Here is a 20,133-nt window from a genome sequence, read left to right on the forward strand (position 1 = left end):
CATCGATCATTTACCTGCGACCCGAACGAGGTTATCGCGCATGACCAGCCAGCAACTGCAACCCACCATGCTCAATCCGCTGCACACGGCCCGGCGCCTGGCCACCGAATTCGCTGCCACCGCGATCGAACGCGATGCGCGTGGCGGCACCCCCAAGGCAGAACGCGATGCATTGCGCGCCAGCGGCCTACTGGGCTTGAGCATCCCGGTGCAGTACGGCGGTCTTGGCGCCAGCTGGAGCGAGGTGCTGACCAGCGTGCGCGAATTCGCCAAGGTCGATAGCTCGATCGCGCACGTCTTCGGTTTTCACCACCTGATGCTGGCCACGGTGCGCTTGTTCGGCCAGCGGGCACAATGGCAGCCGTGGCTGGAGCAGACCGCGCGCAAGCAGTGGTTCTGGGGCAACGCGCTCAATCCCCTGGATACGCGCACCATCGCCGTGCAGCACGCGGGCTGGCGCGAATTTTCCGGCAAGAAGAGTTTTTGTTCCGGCGCGCTCGACTCGCAGATGCTGATCGCCTCCGCACTGGACGAACGCAGCGGCACGCTGTTGATCGGCGCGGTGCCCACCGCACGCAGCGGCATCACGCTGGGCCACGATTGGGACAACATCGGCCAGCGCCAGACCGACAGCGGCAGCACCACCTTCGAGCGCGTCCGGGTGGAAGAGAACGAGCTGCTGCTCGATCCCGGCCCGCTGAGCACGCCGTTCGCCTGCCTGCGCCCGCTGCTGGCGCAACTGCTGTTTGCGCATGTCTTCCTCGGCATCGCCGAAGGCGCCTTCGACGAAGCGCGCAGCTACACTCTGACCGAAACACGCCCCTGGCATCGCTCCGGAGTCGCGCAAGCCAGCGACGATCCCTACATCCTGGCCCATTACGGCGAGTTCTGGCTGGGCCTGGAAAGCGCGCGCCTGCTGGCCGGTCGCGCCGCCGATCTGCTCGATGCTGCCTGGCGCAAGGAACATGCGCTCACCGGCGAGGAACGCGCGCAGGTGGCCCTGGCAGTGGCCGCCGCCAAGGTCGCCACCACACGCGTGGGGTTGGAGGTCAGCAGCAAACTCTTCGAGGTCACCGGCGCGCGCGCCACCCATGCGGCGCTGCGGCTGGACCGCTACTGGCGCAATCTGCGCACCCATACCCTGCACGACCCGGTCGACTACAAGGTGCGCGAACTCGGCGAATGGGCGCTACGGCAACAGGCACCAACGCCCAGCTTCTACTCATGAATCCGTTGGCGGCGTTGTCGCCACAGCGAGTTCGCTTGCGCATCTGGTTGTTGCGCAGCGCCCCCTTCTCCCTCTTCGCGTCCGGCCCATGTCCGATTTTCGTCTACTGACCCTGCCTTCGGTGTCACAACGCGCCGCTGCCGGCAACGGCAGGACTGCAGCGGCGCACGTGTTCGAAGACCCGGCATCGCAGGCATTGCTGGCGCACCTGGAACGCGTGGCGCCCAGCGAAGCCAGCGTGCTGGTCATGGGCGAATCCGGAACCGGCAAGGAGCTGGTGGCACGCCATATCCATAGCCTCAGCGCGCGTGCGCAGCATCCGTTCGTGGCGGTCAATTGCGGAGCCTTCAGCGAATCGCTGGTGGATGCGGAATTGTTCGGGCACGAAAAAGGCGCCTTCACGGGCGCGCTCAGCGCCAAGGCCGGCTGGTTCGAGGAAGCCAATGGCGGCACGCTGTTTCTCGACGAGATCGGCGACCTGCCGATGCCGATCCAGGTCAAGTTGCTACGCGTGTTGCAGGAGCGCGAAGTGGTGCGCCTGGGCTCACGCCGCAGCATTCCGATCGACGTGCGGGTGCTGGCCGCCACCAACGTGCCGCTGGACCAGGCCATCGGCCAGGGGCAGTTCCGCCAGGACCTGTTCTACCGGCTCAACGTGGTGGGCGTGGAACTCAAGCCGCTGCGCGAACGGCCCGGCGACATTGCGCCGTTGATCCGTCATTTCGTGCAGATCTACAGCCAGCGCCTGGGCCATGGCCAGGTGACGATCAGCCCGGAGGCCGAGCAGCGCCTGGTGCAGCACCCGTGGCCGGGCAACATCCGTGAGCTGGAAAATGTCATCCACCACACCTTGCTGATCCACCGCGACGGCGTGGTGCGCGCCGACGATATCCGGCTGTCGCAGCTGCGCTTGCCCACCCAGTCCTCCAGCGAGACGCAGCCCGACGATGCTGCGGCCTTGCTCGCACGCGCCTTCGCTACCTTGTTCGAGAGCAATGACGGCGCGCTGCATGCCACCGTCGAAGCGCAGCTGCTGCGCGCCGCCTACCGGCATTGCCACCATAACCAGGTCCGAACCGCGGCCTTGCTGGGACTGAGCCGCAACATCGTGCGTGCGCGTTTGATCGAGCTGGGCGAGCTGGTGGTCCACAAGCGCGTCCAGTGATGTGCCGGGCGTCGATCCACGACTGCTGCGCGGCCCTGCACTGCGGCGTCGCGCGTTGCCCGGCCTTGCCCGCCGCCAAAGCCCCGCCGCTCAGCGGCGCCGATACTCCACATAGGAGAATGCGAACGCGTGCCGCGCATCGGCGGCATGTTCTTCGCGCTGCACCGGCATCCACACCGCCGGATCGATCGCCGGAAAATGCGTATCGGCCTGTTCGACCGCAGTGTCCACCTCGGTGACGGCCAACAGGTCGGCACGCTCCAGCGTCAGCCGATAAACCTCGCCACCACCGATCACGCACACCTCCGGCGCACCCGCCTGCTCGGCAAGTGCGATCGCCTGATCGACCGATGCCACCGCCTGCATGCCCTCGAACGGTACCTGTCCCGACCGCGTCAGCACCAGGTTCAAACGTCCCGGCAGCGCACGCCCCAGCGATTGCGCCGTCTTGCGACCCATCAGGATCGGCTTGCCCAGCGTCAGCGCCTTGAAACGCTTGAGATCGTCCGGCAGCTTCCACGGCAGGTCGTTGTCGCGGCCGATGGCGTTGTTGCGGTCGAAAGCAACGATCAGGGAGATGGCGAGCCGGCTGTTCTGCCCACTCATACCGCCACCGGCGCCTTGATCGCCGGATGCGGGTCATAGCCTTCGATGGCGATGTCATCGAAGCCGAACGCAAACAGGTCGGTCACTTCGGGATTCAGGCGCAGTGTCGGCAACGCACGCGGGGCGCGGGCCAGCTGTTCGCGGGCCTGGTCGAAGTGGTTCGCATACAGGTGCGCGTCGCCCAGCGTATGCACGAAGTCGCCCACGCCCAGGCCGGTAGCCTGCGCCACCATGTGCGTCAGCAGCGCATAGCTGGCGATGTTGAACGGCACGCCCAGGAAGATATCGCCGCTGCGCTGATACAGCTGGCAGCTGAGCTTGCCGTCCACCACATAGAACTGGAACAGGCTATGGCAGGGCATCAAGGCCATCTGCGGCAGTTCGCCCACGTTCCAGGCGCTGATGACCAGCCGCCGCGAATCCGGGTTGCGCTTGATCTCGTCCACCAGCCACTGCATCTGGTCGATCTCCACGCCGTCCGGGCCGGTCCAGCGCCGCCACTGCTTGCCGTACACCGGGCCGAGGTCGCCGTTGTCGTCGGCCCATTCGTCCCAGATACGGACCTGGTGGTCCTTGAGATAGCCAATATTGGTGTCGCCCTGCAGGAACCACAGCAGCTCGTGGATGATCGAGCGCAGGTGCAGTTTCTTGGTGGTGACCAGCGGAAACCCGGCAGTGAGGTCGAAGCGCATCTGCCAGCCGAACACGCTGCGCGTGCCGGTACCGGTGCGGTCGGACTTCTCGGCACCGTGTTCCAGCACATGCTGCAGCAGGTCCAGATACGGCTTCACTTGGCCGCCTCCACGCTGGCAGGCACCGGCAGCACCGGCTGCAACACCGGGGCGCGGCGCGACATCGCCAGCAACACCAGCCCCACTGCGATCAGCGGCAGGCTCAGGATCTGCCCCATCGTCAGCCAGTTGAACGCCAGGTAGCCGATCGGTGCGTCCGGTACCCGCACGAATTCCACGACGAAGCGGAACACGCCGTACAGCAACGCAAACACGCCCGACACTGCATAGCGGGCGCGCGGCTTCATCGAGAGCGCCCACAGCACCACGAACATCACCACGCCTTCCAACGCCGCTTCATACAGCTGCGACGGATGACGCGCGAACCGATCCAGTGCCCCGGCGGCGTATTGCGCCTGGATCTGTGCCGGCGCCATATTGGCCAGCTCCGGTGCATGCGGAAAGATCACGCCCCAACCGGCCTGGGTGAACTTGCCCCACAACTCGCCGCCGACAAAATTGCCCAGCCTCCCGAACCCAAGGCCCAGCGGCACCAGTGGCGCGACGAAATCCATCACGTCGAAGAAGTGCAGGCGATGGCGGCGCGCCCACAGCCAGCAGGCCAGCAGCACCCCGAGCAGGCCACCGTGGAAGCTCATGCCGCCCTCCCAGACCTTGAACAGGATCAGCGGGTTGGCCAGGAAGGTGTCGAACGCATAAAACAGCATGTAGCCGATGCGCCCGCCCAGCACCACACCCAGCATGCCGTAGAACAGCAGGTCGGAGAACCCGTCCATGTCCACGCCCGGCAAGCGGCCGCGCAGGACGCGCGAGCGCCCCAGTGCCCAGGCCGAGAAGAAGGCCGCCAGGTACATCAAGCCATACCAGTGCACCTGCACCGGGCCAAGCGAGAAGGCGATGGGGTCGATGGCGTGCAGATAGATCATGCGGACCGCGGATCATAAAAAAGCGAGGCCGCTATTCTGACACCTCAGGCACCCTCAGCCTAAAAGCTGTGGCCGGTTGGGCAGCTCGTCTTCATGCGGGGCATGAGCGTCGCGTGGGAAGTGGGCGGCCAGCAGCTCGGTCACCGCCTCGATGCCCGCCAGCACCGCCACCTCGTACTGGCCCTCGCGCAGGAACTGCTGCATACGCCGGCACACCTCGCCCCACTGGGCGTCCGGCACCCGGGCGCGCAGGCCACGATCGGCCACCACCTCGATGGCGTGGTCGGCCAGCAGCAGATAGATCAGCACCCCGTTGTTGGCCTCCGTCTCCCAGGTGCGCAGGTGCGCGAAGGCCTGTTCGGCGCTGTGCCGCGCGGTATGCCCGCGCCATAGCGCGGCCATCGGCAGGTCCGCCTCGACCGCCACCATGATCTGCCCGGTGTGGCTGCGTTCGCTGGCGGCCACCGCCGCGGCGATCGTCTCCATGCAGGACGCTGGAAATCTGCGTTGCGCCGAGGGCGCGAAGACATGCCTGAGCCACCGCATTACCAGCTCCCCGAGGCGCCACCGCCTCCCGATGAACCACCACCGCCACCCCAGCCGCCGCCGCCAAAACCACCGCGGCCACCGCCTCCGAACCCACCGAACCCACCCCCGCCCCAGCCACCGCCGCCCACGAAGCGCCCCGGCGATGCCGAGGCCAACCCGGCCAACAGCCCAATGACGGCCGCACCGGTGCTGGCCAGCAGCAGGGAGGTGAACAGCAGCGCCGCGCCACCGGCCGCAATGCCGGTCAACAAGGCCCGCACCGGACGCGGCAACGCCCCCAGGATGCCGCGCGCCACCATCGCGACCACAAAGCCGACAAACAACGCCATGATCCAGCCACCGCCGCCATTGCCGGCCCCGCCCTGGTGCCCGCTGACCGGCGCCGGCAGCGCCTCGCCCTCGATCAGGCCGGCCAGCGTTGCAGTGGCGTCGCCGATACCGCCGCCGTAGTTGCCCTCGCGGAAGCGCGGCGCCAGATACTCCTGGATCACGCGATTGGCCACGATGTCGGGAATGGCGCCTTCCAGGCCATAGCCGGGCTGGATGCGCACGCGGCGATCGTCCTTAGCCACCAACAGCAGTACCCCATCGTCGACGCCCTTGCGCCCGATCTTCCAGGTATCGAACACGCGCTGGGTGTACTGCTCGATCGTCTCCGGCTGCGTGGTCGGCACGACCAGGATCTGCAGCTGCGCGCCCTTGCGTTGCTGCAGCGCTCGCGCCTGCTGTTCCAGCTGCTGGACCTGCGCCGCATCCAACGTCCCGGTGACATCGACGACGGGCGAGTGCAGCGGCGGAATGGCCGCCAGCTCCTGCGCCAGCAGCGACGCCGGCAGCAGCAACACCATCATCCACACCACTTTCGAAGACGTTCGCCGCATTGCCAACTCCTACCTGATGCGTACTGACACTCAGTCTTTCCCCTCTCTCCCACCGGGACATTGTCCCCCTTCATGGGGGAGAAGGTGCCCCGAAGGGGCGGATGAAGGTGCGAGCGAAGCCACGTGCAGTTGGAAAACACAGAAGCTTCGCGAAGTACCCTCACCCCAACCCCTCTCCCGAGGGGGGGGAGGGGCTTGTGATTACTGCGCAGGCTGCTGATTACTGGGCAGGCTGTGGTGCAGGCTGCGGCTGCGGTGCCTGCTGGTTGCCGAAGTCCACCTGCGGCGCGCGCGAGATCTGCGCTTCGTTTTCCACGCTGAAATTCGGTTTGGGCTGATAACCGAAGAGCTTGGCAGTGACGACCTGCGGAAACGAACGAATGTAGGTGTTGTAATCCTGCACGGTCTGGATGTAGCGGCCGCGCGCCACGGTGATGCGGTTTTCGGTACCTTCCAACTGCACCTGCAGATCGCGGAACGACTGGTCGGACTTGAGCTGCGGATAGTTTTCGCTCACCACCAGCAGGCGCGATAACGCGCTGCCCAATTCGCCCTGGGCCTGCTGGAATTGCTTGAGCGATGCTTCATCGTCGGCATTGACCTGGATCTGCCCCACGCGTGCGCGGGCATTGGTCACTTCGGTCAGCACCTGGCGTTCCTGCTGCGCGTAGCCCTGCACGGTGCGCACCAGGTTGGGAATCAGATCGGCGCGACGCTGGTACTGGTTGAGCACTTCCGACCAACCCGCCTTCACGCTCTCCTCTTTTTGCTGGATCGCGTTATAGCCGCAGCCAGACAAAAAGACGGTCAGCATCAACACCACCAAAGTACGCATCAGCACGGACATGCAGCTGCCCCATCGAAAGATGGCCGCAGCATGGCATACCGCAGGTCAAGCCCGCATGCACGCGCGCAGCCTCGCGCGGGGCTACCGGCCGCGATAGAGGCCGGCAACCCTTGGCGGCCGAATATGCAGCAACGACCCGCGCAACCGATGCGTCCACCGACGCGCGCCCGGGGCGAAGGGCCAGGCGGGATCACAGCGGCGATGACACACCACGACAGCACCTGCGGATATGGTGCAGCGATCGCCTGACGCGTGACCGGTCGCCCAGGCCCGCCGCTATTGCAACGCCGACGCGGGGCCGAAGAACTCGAAGCGCACCTGCGCGTCAGGCACCCCGAGTTCGGACAGCTGCCTGCGCAGCATGCGCATGAAAGGCCTCGGCCCAAGGAAATACACATCCACGTCCCGGGCACCGGATGTATCTGCCGGCATCCACTGACTCAGGCGAGCCGCATCGAGCAGCCCCACGCCGTGCGGCATTTGCGATTCAGCGCCTGCCACCGTGTCGTAGCAGTAATAGTGCGTGAGCTGAGGATGTGCGGCAGCCGCCGCATCGATCCTGTCCTTGAACGCGTGCACATCGCGGTTTCGTGCGCAATGGATGAAGGTGATCGGCCGCCCCGTCTCCAGCCCCTGCGCCAGCATCGGCAGCATCGGCGTGATGCCCACGCCACCGCTGATCAACACGATCGGACGTGTGCCGGCCACCAGGGTGAACGCGCCACTGGGCGCGTTGAGTTCCAGGGTGTCGCCGATGTCGACGCTGTCGTGCAAATGGTTGGATACCACGCCGCCGGCCTCGCGCTTGATGCTGACGCGGTAGGTCTTGCCATTGGGCGGCGCGGAAAGCGAATAGTTCCGACGATGTTCCTGCCCCTGGATCCACAGGTGAAGGCCGATGTACTGGCCTGGCTGGAAGTCCATCACCGGCCCCTGATCGAGCGGGGCGAGATAAAACGAAGTGATCTCTGCACTCTCGATGGTCTTGCCGACCACGGTGAAATCGCGGCCGCCCCGCCAACCGCCATGGGCAGCCTCCTGCTCGGCGTAGCGCGCGCTTTCTGCATCGATCAGGATCTGCGCCAGCTGCGCATAGGCGGCGGCCCATGCGTCCAGCACGGCAACCGTGGCCGTGTTCGGGCCAAGCACTTCAGCGATGGCCGCGATCAGGCAGTTGCCAACGATCGGGTAGTGTTCCGGCTGGATCTGCAGCGCCACGTGCTTGTTGACGATCTGGGTGGCCAGGGGGCCAAGTGCCTCCAGGCGCTCGATGTGCCGCGCATACATCAACACGCCGTTTGCCAGCGCGCGCGGCTGATCGCCATTGGCTTGGTGCGCAGCGTTGAAGTAAGGCCGTACTTCGGGGTGATCGGCCAGCATCTTCTTGTAGAAATGGGTTATCAGCGCCTCTCCACCTTGTTCGAGCAGCGGGACGGTGGAGGCGACGGTGGCGCGGTGGATCTCGGACAACATGAGCGGTCTCTCGTTTGGTGTGCAGCGCATGGCAGCAAAGCCCGTACCAACCCGCTTATCCTTTGAGATCAATCACTTTGCGATCTTCCGTGTCATAATGACTCCAGCATGAAATGAGTCGAATCGACTCCATACAGGTCGAAATGACTCAATCCAGCCAGCTACTTGCACTGCTGCCATTGCTCTCGGACCTCACCCAGGATCTGCCCGACGCAGATCGCTACCGCCGTCTGCTGGAGGGTTTTCGGACCTTGTTGCCGTGCGATGCCGCTGCGCTGCTGCGCCTGGAGGGACAGGATCTGGTCCCGGTGGCGGTGGACGGGCTGACCCCGGACACGATGGGGCGGCGCTTTCGTGTCACCGAACACCCGCGGTTGGCGAGGATCCTCGACGCGGCGGGGCCGGTGCGCTTCGACCCTGACAGTCCGTTGCCCGATCCCTACGATGGGCTGGTGGAGAGCGTGCAGGGCCATCTCCCGGTGCATGACTGCCTGGGATGCGTGCTGCGTGTGGACGGGCGTCCCTGGGGGATCATCACGCTGGATGCGCTGGAGACCGAGCGCTTCACCCATGACGCACTGGACGTGTTATCGGCGTTTGCCGGCCTGGCGGGTGCCTCCGTGGCGGCGGCGCAGCGCATGGAGGCACTGACCGACCTGGCCGAGGCCGCACACGAACACGCCGCGCAGATCCTGCGGGATGCCCCGCATGCGCAGCGACAGCTGATCGGCCAGAGTCCTGCCTACAAAGCCTTGATCCGGGAGATCGCGCTGGCCGGTCCCAGCGACCTGTGCGTGCTGATCCAGGGCGAGACCGGGGTTGGCAAGGAACTGGTGGCGCGCGCCCTGCACACCGCATCCTCGCGCTGTGGCAAACCGCTGGTCAGCCTTAACTGTGCAGCGCTGCCTGACACGCTGGTGGAGAGCGAACTCTTCGGGCACGTCAGGGGCGCCTATACCGGTGCGCATGCAGACCGTCGGGGCAAGTTCGAACTGGCCGACGGTGGCACCTTGTTTCTCGACGAGGTCGGCGAGCTTCCCCTTGCCACGCAGGCCAAGTTGCTGCGCGTCCTGCAGGAGGGCCAAGTCCAACGCCTGGGATCGGACCGCGAGCATCACGTGAACGTACGGGTGATCGCGGCGACCAATGCGGATCTTTCCGAGCAGGTTCGCAAGGGTGCCATGCGTGCTGACTTCTATCACCGGCTCACGGTCTATCCAATCCGCGTTCCCGCCCTGCGGGCCCGGGGACGGGACGTGCTGCGCGTTGCCGGCTACTTCCTGGAAGACGCCCGTGCGCGCTATCGCCTGCGCGGGCTGCGCCTGGATGGGCCTGCCCAGGCAGCGCTGCTGGCTTACGCATGGCCAGGCAATGTGCGCGAACTCGAGCACGTCATTGGCCGCGCGGTCATCAAGGCCATGGGCACCGGCCCGGGCCCCCAAGGCATCGTGTCACTGGGGGTGGCACATCTGGCGCTTGCCCAGGTCGCTGCCGACGCACCTGTTCCGGAGGCCGAACATCCAGCGGAGGCAAGCCTGGGATATCGCCAGCGCGTGGCCGCATTCGAAGAACAGTTGATTCGGACGGCGCTGGAGCGTCATCGCTACCAGTGGTCGGCTGCCGCGCGCGCACTGAAGCTGGACCGCGCCAATCTTGCGCGCATGGCGAAGCGGCTGGGCATCACGGCAGTGCAATGAGCGCCCAGCGATGCAGGCGGCCCGCCACCGGCAACTCCAGACGCGCACCGGCGCATTGACTGCGTCGCTGCGCGCGGACGCAACGCACCGGGCTGTACCGTCACGCCCCGCTTGCCGGCAGACGCCACAGCGGTCGGCGCTCAAACGATCCGTGGCAACAGCACCAGGCCCCAGCACAACAGCACATTGAGCAGGAGCAGGAACACCGCCGCCGAGCCCATGTCCTTGGCGCGGCCAGCCAGCACATGGTGTTCCGGGCCGTAGCGCTCGATCACCGCTTCGATGGCCGAGTTCAACAGTTCGGCCGCCAGCACGATCAGCAACGGCGCGATCAACGCGATGCGTTCCAGCGGCGACTGCCCCAGCCATGCGCCCAATGGCGCCATCACCACCGCCAGGCAGACTTCCAGCCGGAACGAGGATTCGTGCAGCCACGCCGCGCGCAATCCCTGCCACGACCAGATTGCCGCCTTGAGCATGCGGCGCGGACCGCGCGGCACGTGTCCCAGCTGATCGGCCATGCGTCAGGACCTGCAGCCGCAAGGGCGCGCCTGGGGACAAAAAGAATGCATGACCTGTTCGCTGCTGGGGAAAGTGCGAATCTTGCACCGTGCTGCCGCACACCGCCAGCGACAGGCCGGTTTGCCCACGGCTTGCAGACTGCGGCACCATGCCCGTTGGCTCCATTGCTGCAGGGTTGCTCATGATCCAATACCGCTTACGCGCACTGCTGGCTGCGCTGCTGCTGGTCTCCAGCCAGGCCATCGCCCTGGAGACCGCGCCAGCCGTCCCCACCCAGGTCTCCAGCACCGCCTGGGAACAGGACATGCAGCGCTTCGCCGCCAGCGACGCGCGCCAGCCACCTCCCCGGCATGGCATCGTATTCGTGGGGAGTTCCTCGATCCGCTTCTGGGACACACTGGCACAGGATTTTCCCGGCAAGCCAGTCATCAACCGCGGCTTCGGCGGCTCGGAAGTACGCGACAGCACCTGGTATGCCGACCGCATCGTGATTGCGTACACCCCGCGCCAGGTGGTGCTGTATGCCGGCGACAACGATCTCAACAGCGGACGCACGCCCGAACAGGTGCGCGACGATGTCGTGGCATTCGTGCAGCGCATTCGGCGCGACCTGCCCGAAGCGCGGATCAGCTATCTATCGATCAAGCCCAGCCCCGCGCGCGCGGCGCTGCTGCCGTCGGTGGCAACCGCCAATCGGCTGATCCGCGACGCCTTGGCGCAGTTTCCGCAGACCGACTACGTGGACGTCCATACCCCCATGCTCGACGCCGACGGCACACCGCGCCCGCAGCTGTTCCGCGAAGACAGGCTGCATATGACTGCGGATGGTTACGCGCTGTGGCGCAAGGCCGTGGCCCCGGTGCTGGAGTGATCGCCCAGGGCGTCGCTCAGTGCGCTCCGGCCATGCGTCGCCGGAGTGCACTGAGCGACGCAGCGAGACTCTGCTTCCGCGTCGCTGGCTCCCCGGTGACACGCCAGCGCGCATTCCCTCCGCGTCACGCAGGTCCCCGCCTGATGCGGCGACGCGGCGCGCGCCACCCACGCGATCTCCCGATCCCCGTCGCGACCGGCATCCGGCCAGCCTCAGGCCACCACCACCGCCACCGAAGTGCCCACGCCGGCCTGGCTCTCCAGCTCGATGCGCCAGCCGAAGCGGTCGCACAGCCGGCGGACGATCGACAAGCCCAGGCCGGTGCCCTGCGGACGCGTGGGATCGGCGCGGAAGAACGGCTCGAATGCGCGTGCACGCGCTTCGTCGGTCATGCCGATACCGGTATCGCGCACCACGATCCGGTCCTGGGCCACCTCCACCTCGATGCTGCCGGTGTCGGTATAGGCGCAGGCATTGCGCAGCAGGTTGCTCAACACCACCCGCATCACCCGCGGTGGGGCGAACATCTGCAGGTGCCGGTCGCCGACCATGCGCAACGACACCGGTTTGTCGCCCAGCAGTTCACGCGCGCTATCGACCTCCTCACTGGCCAATTCGGACAAGTCGAAGGTCTCGCTCTGCGGATCGATCTCCGCCTCGCGGGCCAGGATCAGGAATGCATCGATCACCGCTTCCATGTCGCGGCCGGCGCGCTGGATCCGACGCAGGCTGCGTTGGCTACGCTGCGGCAGATCGTCGTCTGCCAGGGCCATGTCGCTGGCCACGCGGATGACCGTCAGCGGCGTGCGCAGCTCATGACTGGCATCGCGGGTGAAGTTGCGTTCGCGCGCCACATGCTCGCTGACCCGTTGCCCCAGCGCGTGCAGCGCAAGCGCCAATTGCCGGGTTTCGCCCTGCAATTCCGCTGGCAAACGCTCCGGCGCCAGTTCGTCCACATCCGGGTTGCGCGGGTCCCACTGCGACACGCGCCGTGCCAGCCAGCTGATCGGTGACACCAGGCGTTTGGACACCCGGTAGGTGAACCACGACACGCCGTAGATTCCCAGCAGCACGATGATGGCCGGCACCACGCCGAACCACCAGGTGAGATGGGCAGCGCGCGAGCGCGGGAACACCAGGTACAGGCGACCTTCCGGGCGTTGGTCCACATAGGCCAGCGCGTCGGCGGCGGCCACTTCGCTGAAGCCCGGCGACAGGCGCCGCAGCGCCGCTGGCGCCGCATCGGCAACAGCCCCGGCCGGCGAGAAATACCCCTGGATATTGCGCGTATTCGGCGGCCGGTAGTCCGGCGTGCTCTTGTGCATGCGCCAGAAATGCACCGCTTCGTCGGCAAGCACAGTGCGCACCAGGCTGTACTTGATGACGAAGGAGATCAGGTACCCGCCCAGCACGATGGCCAGGCTCGCCAGCGCAACCTGCAACAGGAACGCCAGACGTATTTTTCGCGGGAGCCCGTGTGGCATTGCTGCATCCAGGGACGCGTGCCGCAGGTCGGGCAACGCGTCCGTGAGTCCGTCGTGCAGCCTGTTGGCGGCACGGGAGGGCGAGTGGCGCGGGAGCGCCTGCAGGAGCGGCCAGCCACCTGACGGCGGCCGGCCGGAACATCAGGTCATCGGCTGGGCGATGTCGGCAATGCGGTAGCCGGCGCTTTGCACAGTGTGCAGCAGCGGACGGTCGAACGGCTTGTCGATGATCTTGCGCAGGTTGTACAGATGGCTGCGCAAGGTGTCCGAATCGGGCAGCCCGTTGCCCCAGATCTCGCGCTCGATTTCCTGGCGGGTCACCACGCGCGGCGATTCGCGCATCAGGATGGTCAGCAGGCGCAGGCCGATCGGCGAGAGCTGCAGCTCGGTGCCGGCGCGGGTGGCGCGCATGCTCACCGGATCCAACACCAGATCGGCGACCTTGAGCACTTCCGAGCCCACCTGGCGACGTTCGCGGCGGATCAGGGCACGCAAGCGCGCTTCCAGCTCCTGGATCGCGAACGGTTTGGTCAGGTAATCGTCGGCGCCGAAGCCCAGGCCGGTGAGCTTGTCGTCCAGCGTGTCGCGGGCGGTCAGCATCAGCACCGGGGTGGACTTGCGTGCGTCGTTGCGCAGGCGGCGACACACCTCGATGCCGTCCAGGCGCGGCAGCATGAGATCCAGCACGACCACGTCGTAGCTGTTCTCGGCGGCCAGACGGTAACCGTCCAGTCCATCTTGCGCGTAGTCGACCTCGAAGCCACGGCCTTCCAGGTATTCGCCGATCATTTCGGAGATATTGCGGTTGTCTTCGACGACCAGCACGAGGCCGGACGTTTCCTTGGTCTGACGCATGGACTTTCCTCGGTCTTCAGCTTTGTGAAACATGCCGGATGGCCGGTGCAAGCAACGTGAAGGCCGAATAACGTTTCATGCCATCCGATCAGCGTCCCAGCAACGGGCGCAGCGCCGGCCACACCGTCTCCAGTACCTTGGGCTGGGCAGCAGCGGTCGGGTGCAGACCATCGGCCTGCATCAGGCCCGGCTGCAAGGCAACCTTTTCCAGGAAGAATGGCACCAGCGCCGTGTTGTATTGCTTTGCCAAGTCCGCATAGGTCGCCTTCAGGCGCTCGCGGTAGGCCGGGCCGTAATTGGGCGGCACGTCGATGCCCAGCAGCAGCACCTTGGCCCCGGAGGCCTGGCTGAGCTGGATCATCTTTTCCAGATTGCTCTTGAGCTGGGCCGGGGTCAGCCCGCGCAGCGCATCGTTGCCGCCCAGCTCGATCACCACCACGCCGGGTGCGTGCTTCTGCAGCAGGCCCGGCAGCCGGGTCAGCGCGCCGGAGGTGGTCTCGCCGCTGATACTGGCATTGATGATCGCCGGGGGCGTCGCCATGTCACGCTTCAGGCGTTGGTCCAACAGGGTGACCCAGCCGGACTGCACCGGGATGTTGTGCGCAGCGCTCAGGCTGTCGCCCACCACCAGGATCGGTGCGGTCGTCGCCGGACGCTTGGCAGCGGCAATCCCCGGCGCAAGCAGGGAGAGTGTCAGCAGCCACAGGACCAGCGCGCCATATCGCAGTGTTCTTTCACGCATTCGGAGATTCCTCATCGACAGTCTGGCCCCCCGCTCCAGCACCCGCACCGCCATCGACGTCCGCGAGGTCGGCAAATCCGTCAGTGGCCCGGAGGGAACGCTGCACATCCTCGACAACGTGAGCTTGACGGTCAGTGAAGGCGACAGCATCGCCATCGTTGGCGCGTCCGGGTCGGGCAAGACCACCCTGCTCGGCCTGCTCGCCGGGCTGGACCTGCCCAGTCACGGCAGCATCGCGCTGTCCGGGCAGGATCTGGGCCAGCTCGACGAAGAAGCGCGCGCCGCCCTGCGTGCCCGTGAGGTCGGCTTCGTGTTCCAGAGCTTCCATCTGCTACCGGCACTGACGGCCGAAGAAAACATCGCACTGCCGCTGGAGCTGGCCGGGCGCGAAGACCCGGCGCGGGTGCGCGAGGTGCTGGAGGCGGTGGGCCTGAGTGCGCGTGCGCGGCACTACCCGCGCCAGCTCTCCGGCGGTGAGCAGCAGCGCGTGGCGCTGGCGCGCGCCTTCGTGGCGCGCCCGCGCATCCTGTTCGCCGACGAACCCACCGGCAGCCTGGACCAGGCCACCGGCGCGCAGGTCAGCGACCTGCTGTTCGCGCTCAATGCCACCAGCGACACCACCCTGGTGCTGGTCACCCACGACATGACCCTGGCGCAGCGCTGCCGCCACATCTACCGCATCGACGGCGGCCGCCTGCACGCGCAAGCCTCCGGCGCGTCGGCATGAACGTCGTCAAGCAGGCGGCGCGCGCGGTACGCCGCGAATTCCTGGCCGGCGATCTGCTGACCGTGTTCGCCGCACTGGTGTTGGGCGTGGCGGTGATGACTGCCGTCGGCACGTTGGTGGACCGGGTGACGCTGGCGCTGACCTCCAGTGCGGCCGAGGTGCTCGGTGGCGACCTGGGCGTAACCGGGCGCCAGGAGATTCCGGCCGACTTCGCCGCCGAAGCGCAGCGGCGCGGGCTGCAGAGCACGCGCATGGTCAGCTTCCCGAGCGTGCTGTTCCACAAAGAAGCCAGCCAGATGGCCAACATCCGTGGCGTGGGCGCCGGCTATCCGCTGCGCGGGCAGCTGCTGGTGTCCAGGGACGGCCGCGCTACCGAAGGCACGCCTGACACCGCGCCGCCGCCCGGACAGGCCTATGCCGACCCACGCCTGCTGGAGGCGCTGGGCCTGCGCGTGGGCGAACAGCTGGAGTTCGGCGCCGGCCACCTGACCATCACCGGCGTGCTGCGCGCCGAGCCGGATGCCTCCGGCGAGCTGATGCAGTTGTCGCCGCCGCTGCTGGTCAATCGCGCCGATATCGAAAGCGCCGGTCTGCTCGGACCCGGCAGCCGCGCCTCCTATCGGCTGATGTTCGCCGGTGCGCCGGATGCCATCGCCGACCTGCGCGCCTGGCTCAAGCCGCGCGCCAGCGAATATCGCCTGGTCGGCATCGAAGACACCCAGCGCGGCATGCGTGCGGCGTTCGACCGGGCCGGGCGCTTCCTGGCCTTGTCGGCCTTGCTCGCCGTGCTGCTGTCGGGCGTGGCGACCGCGCTGGCGGCCAACCGCTTTGCGATGCGGCGCATCGATGCCGTGGCGGTGCTGCGTTGCCTGGGCGCGAAGCAGCGCGACATTTTGGCGATGCTGTCGCTGCAGTTACTGTTCACCGCGATTCCGGCCTGCCTGGTCGGCATCGGGCTGGGCATGCTGGCGCAGGAAGGCTTGGTACAGGCGCTGGGCAGTTTGATTCCGAACCGGCTGCCGTTGCCGCAGGCCACCCCGGCCCTGGCGGGCGCAGGGATCGGCCTGGTGCTGTTGCTGGGCTTCGGCCTGCCGCCGCTGCTGCGGCTGCGCAACGTGCCACCGATGCGGGTGCTCAACCGCAGCTTTGCCGCGGTGCCGCCGAGTGCGTTGCTGGTCTACGGCGCGGCCCTGGCCGCAACGCTGGCGCTCACCGTCTACGCCACCGGCAACCTGGTGCTGGCGGGTTGGGTGCTGGGTGGCCTGGCCGCGCTGGCGCTGGTGGCGATGCTGCTGGGGCTGGGCCTGCTGGCCCTGCTGCGGCCGATCCAGCACCGCCTGCGCGGCGCCTGGAAACTGGGCCTGGCCTCGCTCACCCGCCGGCGCGGCCTGAGCGTGGTGCAGCTGGTCGGCCTGTCGCTGTCGCTGTGCGCGCTGTTGCTGCTGGCGGTGGTCGGCCCCGGCTTGCTCGGCCAATGGCGCGACCGCCTGCCGGCAGACACCCCGAACTATTTCCTGATGAACATCCAGCCCGAACAGACCGCGCCGGTGTTGCAAACGCTGCGTGGGCTGGGGGTGGACAATGCGGCAGTGGAGCCGTTCTCCACCGGCCGCCTGGTCGCCATCAACGACAAACCGCCGGTGCGCGGCGACCGCGATCCGGCCGACGATGGCGATGGCGACAACCGCCCGGTCAATTTCTCCTGGCGGCATGCGTTTCCGCCAGCCAATACGCTGCTGCAGGGCAAGTTCTGGAGCGCCGACAGCACCGCTGCCGAAGCCTCGGTGGAAGAAGGCTGGGCGCAGCGCTATCAGCTCAAGCTCGGCGACCGCATCACCCTGCTGCTGGGCGAGCAACAACGCAGCTTCACCGTCACCAGCATCCGCAAGGCGGACTGGGACTCGTTCCGGGTCAACTTCTTCCTGCTGCTCAATGAAGGTGCGGTGGGCGATGCGCCCTACAACCTGATTTCTGCCTTCCACCTGCCTCCTGGCAATGCGCCCAGGCTGGCGTCGCTGAGCCGCGATTACCCCAACATCTCGGTGCTGGATATCGATGCCATCCTGGGCCGGGTGCGCGAGGTGATCGACCAGGTGGCACAAGCCGTGCAGCTGGTGATGGGCTTCAGCCTGCTGGCTGGTGTGCTGGTGCTGCTGGCCGCCTTGCAGGCCACTGCCGGCGAGCGCCGTTACGACAGCGCCGTGCTGCGCACACTGGGTGCACGCCGCGGGCAGTTGCGCGGCGCAGTGCTGGTGGAATTCGGTGCGCTGGGGCTGCTGGCGGCCGGCCTGGCGGTGACCGCGGCGGCAGTGATCGGCGCGGTGGTGGGCCAGCAAGCCTTCGACATCGCACTGGCACCGGACTGGCCGCGCCTGCTGCTGGGCGGCGCCTTCGGACTGGCGCTGAGCCTGCTTGCCGGCTGGTCCGGCACCCGGCGTATCCTGTCCACGCCGCCTGCGTTGGCGTTGCGCGCGGATTGAGTACACAGATCGGTTGCCATTGCATGCAAGAGCAACCGATCCATCTGGCGCGGCCCCTGCAAAAGTTAATAAGTCACGGAGGCTCATCAACCTTGTTGAGCAGCTGAACCAAGCGCTGGCCTGCGGCGGTCACTCGCCCAAGCGGTCACGTGGCACCCCCGTGTGTGGTTGGCAGACCTGCACATGGTGCCAACCGATGCATATACCCGCAGCGCATAAGCACCTTGCCAATCGTACGTTCGCAGCAGGAATCCGACTGCCTACAGTGACCAGTCCGGTCGCCGTGTCAGGCGGCCTTTGCTGTTGTCGAGGTGCAAGTTCGTGGCCAACGTCAGTTCTGCAGTGCGCGTGCAGCCGCCGCGCGCCGATGCCAACACGGGACACACCGCCGGCGTGCGGATCGTGCCGTTCGATGCGCCGCTGGGCGCGGAAGTCATCGGGCTGGAATTGTCGCAGCCGCTGGATGCGGACACCTTCGCGCGCATCCATCGCGCGCACCTTCAGTACCACGTGCTGGTGTTTCGCGACCAGCGCATCACCCCGGCGCAGCAGGTCGAGTTCAGCCGCCGCTTCGGCCCGCTGCAGATCCACGTACTGCGTAATTTCCAGCTGCATGGACATCCGGAAGTGCTGGTGGTGTCCAACATCAAGGAAAACGGCCAGCCGATCGGCCTGGGCGATGCCGGGCACTACTGGCATTCGGACCTGTCATATAAGGACACCCCCAGCCTGGGTTCGCTGCTGCATGCACAGGAGCTGCCTGCCGAGGGCGGCGATACCTTGTTCGCCAACCAGCATCTGGCCTGGCAGACCTTGCCTGATGCACTCAAGCGCACCGTGCAGGACCTGCGCGCCGAGCACAGCTATCTGGCCAAATACGAGGAGTTGCGCGCGCGCAATCCGTGGCGCCCGGCGTTGACGCCGGAGCAGATTGCCGAGGTCACCCCGGTGCAGCATCCGGTGGTGCGCACGCACCCGGAAACCGGGCAGAAGGCCTTGTTCATCAGCGAACATTTCACCACCCGCATCGTCGGGCTGCCCGAGGACGAAAGCCACGCGCTGCTGCAGACCTTGTTCGCGCACAGCACGCGCGCGGCGCTGGTGTACCGGCACCGCTGGCAGCCGCACGACATGGTGTTCTGGGACAACCGCTCGGTGATGCATCTGGCCGCCGGTACGCCAGACCACCTGCGCCGCCGGCTCAACCGCACCACCATCGAAGGCGATGCGCCGTTCTGAGCGCGCCGCCATCCCCTCCCCCCCTTGCACCCGGAGCGCTGCATGCGTCTGACCGTCACTTCCCACGCACCGTTGCTGCGCCGCCGTTTCTCGCGGCGCGTGGCGGTCCTGCTGCTGGCGGCACTGCCACTGTTGAGCGGCGCGGCGCAGGCAGAGGGCAAGCTGCGCATCGCCAAGCAGTTCGGCATCGTCTACCTGCTGCTGGACGTGGCGCAGGAGCAGCGGCTGATCGAGCAACAAGGCAAGCAGGCCGGCGTGGACATCGACGTGCAGTTCCTGCAACTGTCCGGCGGCGCGGCGGTCAACGATGCCTTGCTCACCGGCTCGATCGATATCGCGGGGGCCGGTGTCGGGCCGCTGTTCACCATCTGGGACCGCACCCGTGGCCGGCAGAACGTGCGTGGTGTGGCGTCGCTGGGCAACTTTCCGTATTACCTCATCAGCAACAACCCGCGCATCAAGAGCATCGGCGATTTCACCCCGAAGGACCGCATCGCCGTGCCGGCCACCGGTGTATCGGTGCAATCGCGGTTTCTGCAGCATGCCTCGCAGCAACGCTGGGGCGACAAGGGCACCCATCAGCTGGACCCCTTGCAGGTAGCACTGCCGCACCCGGATGCGGCGGCGGCGATCATCCGCGGCCGCACCGAGATCACCGCGCATTTCGCCAGCCCGCCCTTCCAGGAGCAGGAATTGGCGCGCAACCCGGCCGCGCATATCGTCACCAGCTCCTACGACATCGAGGGCGGCCCGTCGTCGGCGACGGTGCTGTACGCCACCGAGAAATTCCGCAGCGACAACCCCAAGACCTACGGCGCCTTCGTCGCGGCACTGGATCAGGCGGCGAAGTTCGTGACCGCGCATCCGGAGCAGGCGGCAGATATCTTTCTGCGCCGTAACGGGTCGAGCATCGACCGTGCGCTGATATTGCAGATCCTCAAGGACCCCAAGGTGCAGTTCACCGTGGCGCCACAGAACACGCTGAAATTGGGTCAGTTCATGCACCGCAGCGGTGCGATGAAGCAGGCGCCGGTCAAGGTGGGCGACTACTTCTTCGACGACCCGCTGATTGCGGGCGGGAGCTGAGCG

At 66.8% G+C, this 20,133-nt stretch carries 19 protein-coding genes; 8 read left to right on the forward strand and 11 right to left on the reverse strand.

From position 1 onward, the window contains the following. Positions 1–40 precede the first annotated feature (40 nt). Positions 41–1,228: an acyl-CoA dehydrogenase family protein gene (locus XcuCFBP2542_RS05915; protein WP_104602686.1), complete on the forward strand. Its 1,188-nt coding sequence runs from the start codon at positions 41–43 to the stop codon at positions 1,226–1,228. An 88-nt stretch (positions 1,229–1,316) separates the two neighbouring features. Further along, positions 1,317–2,393, forward strand: coding sequence for a sigma-54 interaction domain-containing protein (locus XcuCFBP2542_RS05920; RefSeq protein ID WP_104602687.1), 1,077 nt, complete (start codon positions 1,317–1,319; stop codon positions 2,391–2,393). Between the two features lie 90 nt (positions 2,394–2,483). Here the strand turns inward: XcuCFBP2542_RS05920 and XcuCFBP2542_RS05925 are convergent, their stop codons facing one another. From XcuCFBP2542_RS05925 to hmpA, 7 genes are all read right to left on the reverse strand, one after another. After that, positions 2,484–2,999, reverse strand: coding sequence for a dihydrofolate reductase (locus XcuCFBP2542_RS05925; protein WP_104602688.1), 516 nt, complete (start codon positions 2,997–2,999; stop codon positions 2,484–2,486). Beyond that, on the reverse strand, positions 2,996–3,790 hold the full coding sequence (locus XcuCFBP2542_RS05930; protein ID WP_104602689.1) for a thymidylate synthase: 795 nt from the start codon (positions 3,788–3,790) through the stop codon (positions 2,996–2,998). Before XcuCFBP2542_RS05930 ends, XcuCFBP2542_RS05925 begins: the two co-directional genes overlap by 4 nt. Beyond that, complete coding sequence (lgt, locus tag XcuCFBP2542_RS05935) at positions 3,787–4,677, reverse strand: prolipoprotein diacylglyceryl transferase (protein ID WP_104602690.1); 891 nt, start codon at positions 4,675–4,677, stop codon at positions 3,787–3,789. Before lgt ends, XcuCFBP2542_RS05930 begins: the two co-directional genes overlap by 4 nt. Positions 4,678–4,731: 54 nt before the next feature. After that, a complete protein-coding gene (locus XcuCFBP2542_RS05940; protein WP_104602691.1) occupies positions 4,732–5,223 on the reverse strand; it encodes a TPM domain-containing protein in 492 nt (163 codons plus the stop codon). After that, on the reverse strand, positions 5,223–6,107 hold the full coding sequence (locus XcuCFBP2542_RS05945) for a TPM domain-containing protein (protein WP_104602692.1): 885 nt from the start codon (positions 6,105–6,107) through the stop codon (positions 5,223–5,225). Before XcuCFBP2542_RS05945 ends, XcuCFBP2542_RS05940 begins: the two co-directional genes overlap by 1 nt. 220 nt (positions 6,108–6,327) lie before the next feature. Next, positions 6,328–6,954: a LemA family protein gene (locus tag XcuCFBP2542_RS05955; RefSeq protein WP_104602693.1), complete on the reverse strand. Its 627-nt coding sequence runs from the start codon at positions 6,952–6,954 to the stop codon at positions 6,328–6,330. Positions 6,955–7,230: 276 nt separating this feature from the next. Further along, positions 7,231–8,427 (reverse strand): NO-inducible flavohemoprotein, encoded by a 1,197-nt coding sequence (gene hmpA, locus XcuCFBP2542_RS05960; protein WP_104602694.1) that lies wholly within the window; start codon positions 8,425–8,427, stop codon positions 7,231–7,233. Positions 8,428–8,570: 143 nt separating this feature from the next. On the opposite strand from hmpA, the gene norR reads away from it, so the two are divergent. Next, a complete protein-coding gene (gene norR, locus XcuCFBP2542_RS05965; protein ID WP_104602695.1) occupies positions 8,571–10,124 on the forward strand; it encodes a nitric oxide reductase transcriptional regulator NorR in 1,554 nt (517 codons plus the stop codon). 140 nt (positions 10,125–10,264) lie between these two features. Here the strand turns inward: norR and XcuCFBP2542_RS05970 are convergent, their stop codons facing one another. Beyond that, a complete protein-coding gene (locus tag XcuCFBP2542_RS05970; protein ID WP_104602696.1) occupies positions 10,265–10,645 on the reverse strand; it encodes a diacylglycerol kinase in 381 nt (126 codons plus the stop codon). A gap of 182 nt (positions 10,646–10,827) precedes the next feature. Here XcuCFBP2542_RS05970 and XcuCFBP2542_RS05975 point away from each other — a divergent pair, with 182 nt between their 5' ends. After that, the gene (locus tag XcuCFBP2542_RS05975) at positions 10,828–11,517 is read left to right on the forward strand and encodes an SGNH/GDSL hydrolase family protein (RefSeq protein ID WP_104602697.1); all 690 of its coding nucleotides are present in this window, start codon (positions 10,828–10,830) and stop codon (positions 11,515–11,517) included. Between the two features lie 212 nt (positions 11,518–11,729). On the opposite strand, the gene XcuCFBP2542_RS05980 is transcribed toward XcuCFBP2542_RS05975, so the two are convergent. From XcuCFBP2542_RS05980 to XcuCFBP2542_RS05990, 3 genes are all read right to left on the reverse strand, one after another. Next, positions 11,730–13,001: a sensor histidine kinase gene (locus XcuCFBP2542_RS05980; protein ID WP_104602698.1), complete on the reverse strand. Its 1,272-nt coding sequence runs from the start codon at positions 12,999–13,001 to the stop codon at positions 11,730–11,732. Positions 13,002–13,142: 141 nt separating this feature from the next. Continuing rightward, complete coding sequence (locus XcuCFBP2542_RS05985) at positions 13,143–13,856, reverse strand: response regulator transcription factor (protein WP_005408123.1); 714 nt, start codon at positions 13,854–13,856, stop codon at positions 13,143–13,145. 88 nt (positions 13,857–13,944) lie between these two features. Next, positions 13,945–14,613: an arylesterase gene (locus tag XcuCFBP2542_RS05990; protein WP_208800458.1), complete on the reverse strand. Its 669-nt coding sequence runs from the start codon at positions 14,611–14,613 to the stop codon at positions 13,945–13,947. 103 nt (positions 14,614–14,716) lie between these two features. Here XcuCFBP2542_RS05990 and XcuCFBP2542_RS05995 point away from each other — a divergent pair, with 103 nt between their 5' ends. The 4 genes from XcuCFBP2542_RS05995 to XcuCFBP2542_RS06010 all read left to right on the forward strand — a co-directional run bounded on the left by XcuCFBP2542_RS05995 (position 14,717) and on the right by XcuCFBP2542_RS06010 (position 20,130). Continuing rightward, positions 14,717–15,325 carry an ABC transporter ATP-binding protein gene (locus tag XcuCFBP2542_RS05995; protein ID WP_276329807.1) on the forward strand — a complete coding sequence of 203 codons (609 nt, stop codon included), beginning with the start codon at positions 14,717–14,719 and terminating at the stop codon, positions 15,323–15,325. Further along, positions 15,322–17,805, forward strand: coding sequence for an ABC transporter permease (locus XcuCFBP2542_RS06000; protein ID WP_104602701.1), 2,484 nt, complete (start codon positions 15,322–15,324; stop codon positions 17,803–17,805). Before XcuCFBP2542_RS05995 ends, XcuCFBP2542_RS06000 begins: the two co-directional genes overlap by 4 nt. Before the next feature lie 321 nt (positions 17,806–18,126). After that, entirely contained in the window at positions 18,127–19,044 is a 918-nt protein-coding gene (locus tag XcuCFBP2542_RS06005; protein WP_104602702.1) for a TauD/TfdA dioxygenase family protein, read from the forward strand. Between the two features lie 42 nt (positions 19,045–19,086). After that, positions 19,087–20,130 carry an ABC transporter substrate-binding protein gene (locus tag XcuCFBP2542_RS06010; protein WP_104602703.1) on the forward strand — a complete coding sequence of 348 codons (1,044 nt, stop codon included), beginning with the start codon at positions 19,087–19,089 and terminating at the stop codon, positions 20,128–20,130. The last annotated feature ends 3 nt before the right edge of the window (positions 20,131–20,133 follow it).

The sequence above is a fragment of the Xanthomonas cucurbitae genome, assembly GCF_002939885.1.
Classification (GTDB): domain Bacteria; phylum Pseudomonadota; class Gammaproteobacteria; order Xanthomonadales; family Xanthomonadaceae; genus Xanthomonas; species Xanthomonas cucurbitae.

Excerpts from the sequence above, each read along its gene's own strand:
- XcuCFBP2542_RS05945 (WP_104602692.1), bottom strand. The coding sequence starts at position 6,107 with ATGCGGCGAACGTCTTCGAAAGTGGTGTGGATGATGGTGTTGCTGCTG.
- norR (WP_104602695.1), top strand. The coding sequence starts at position 8,571 with ATGACTCAATCCAGCCAGCTACTTGCACTGCTGCCATTGCTCTCGGAC.
- XcuCFBP2542_RS05915 (WP_104602686.1), top strand. The coding sequence starts at position 41 with ATGACCAGCCAGCAACTGCAACCCACCATGCTCAATCCGCTGCACACG.
- hmpA (WP_104602694.1), bottom strand. The coding sequence starts at position 8,427 with ATGTTGTCCGAGATCCACCGCGCCACCGTCGCCTCCACCGTCCCGCTG.
- XcuCFBP2542_RS05920 (WP_104602687.1), top strand. The coding sequence starts at position 1,317 with ATGTCCGATTTTCGTCTACTGACCCTGCCTTCGGTGTCACAACGCGCC.
- XcuCFBP2542_RS05985 (WP_005408123.1), bottom strand. The coding sequence starts at position 13,856 with ATGCGTCAGACCAAGGAAACGTCCGGCCTCGTGCTGGTCGTCGAAGAC.
- XcuCFBP2542_RS05940 (WP_104602691.1), bottom strand. The coding sequence starts at position 5,223 with ATGCGGTGGCTCAGGCATGTCTTCGCGCCCTCGGCGCAACGCAGATTT.
- lgt (WP_104602690.1), bottom strand. The coding sequence starts at position 4,677 with ATGATCTATCTGCACGCCATCGACCCCATCGCCTTCTCGCTTGGCCCG.
- XcuCFBP2542_RS05990 (WP_208800458.1), bottom strand. The coding sequence starts at position 14,613 with ATGAGGAATCTCCGAATGCGTGAAAGAACACTGCGATATGGCGCGCTG.
- XcuCFBP2542_RS05955 (WP_104602693.1), bottom strand. The coding sequence starts at position 6,954 with ATGTCCGTGCTGATGCGTACTTTGGTGGTGTTGATGCTGACCGTCTTT.
- XcuCFBP2542_RS06000 (WP_104602701.1), top strand. The coding sequence starts at position 15,322 with ATGAACGTCGTCAAGCAGGCGGCGCGCGCGGTACGCCGCGAATTCCTG.
- XcuCFBP2542_RS05980 (WP_104602698.1), bottom strand. The coding sequence starts at position 13,001 with ATGCCACACGGGCTCCCGCGAAAAATACGTCTGGCGTTCCTGTTGCAG.
- XcuCFBP2542_RS05975 (WP_104602697.1), top strand. The coding sequence starts at position 10,828 with ATGATCCAATACCGCTTACGCGCACTGCTGGCTGCGCTGCTGCTGGTC.
- XcuCFBP2542_RS06010 (WP_104602703.1), top strand. The coding sequence starts at position 19,087 with ATGCGTCTGACCGTCACTTCCCACGCACCGTTGCTGCGCCGCCGTTTC.
- XcuCFBP2542_RS05925 (WP_104602688.1), bottom strand. The coding sequence starts at position 2,999 with ATGAGTGGGCAGAACAGCCGGCTCGCCATCTCCCTGATCGTTGCTTTC.
- XcuCFBP2542_RS05970 (WP_104602696.1), bottom strand. The coding sequence starts at position 10,645 with ATGGCCGATCAGCTGGGACACGTGCCGCGCGGTCCGCGCCGCATGCTC.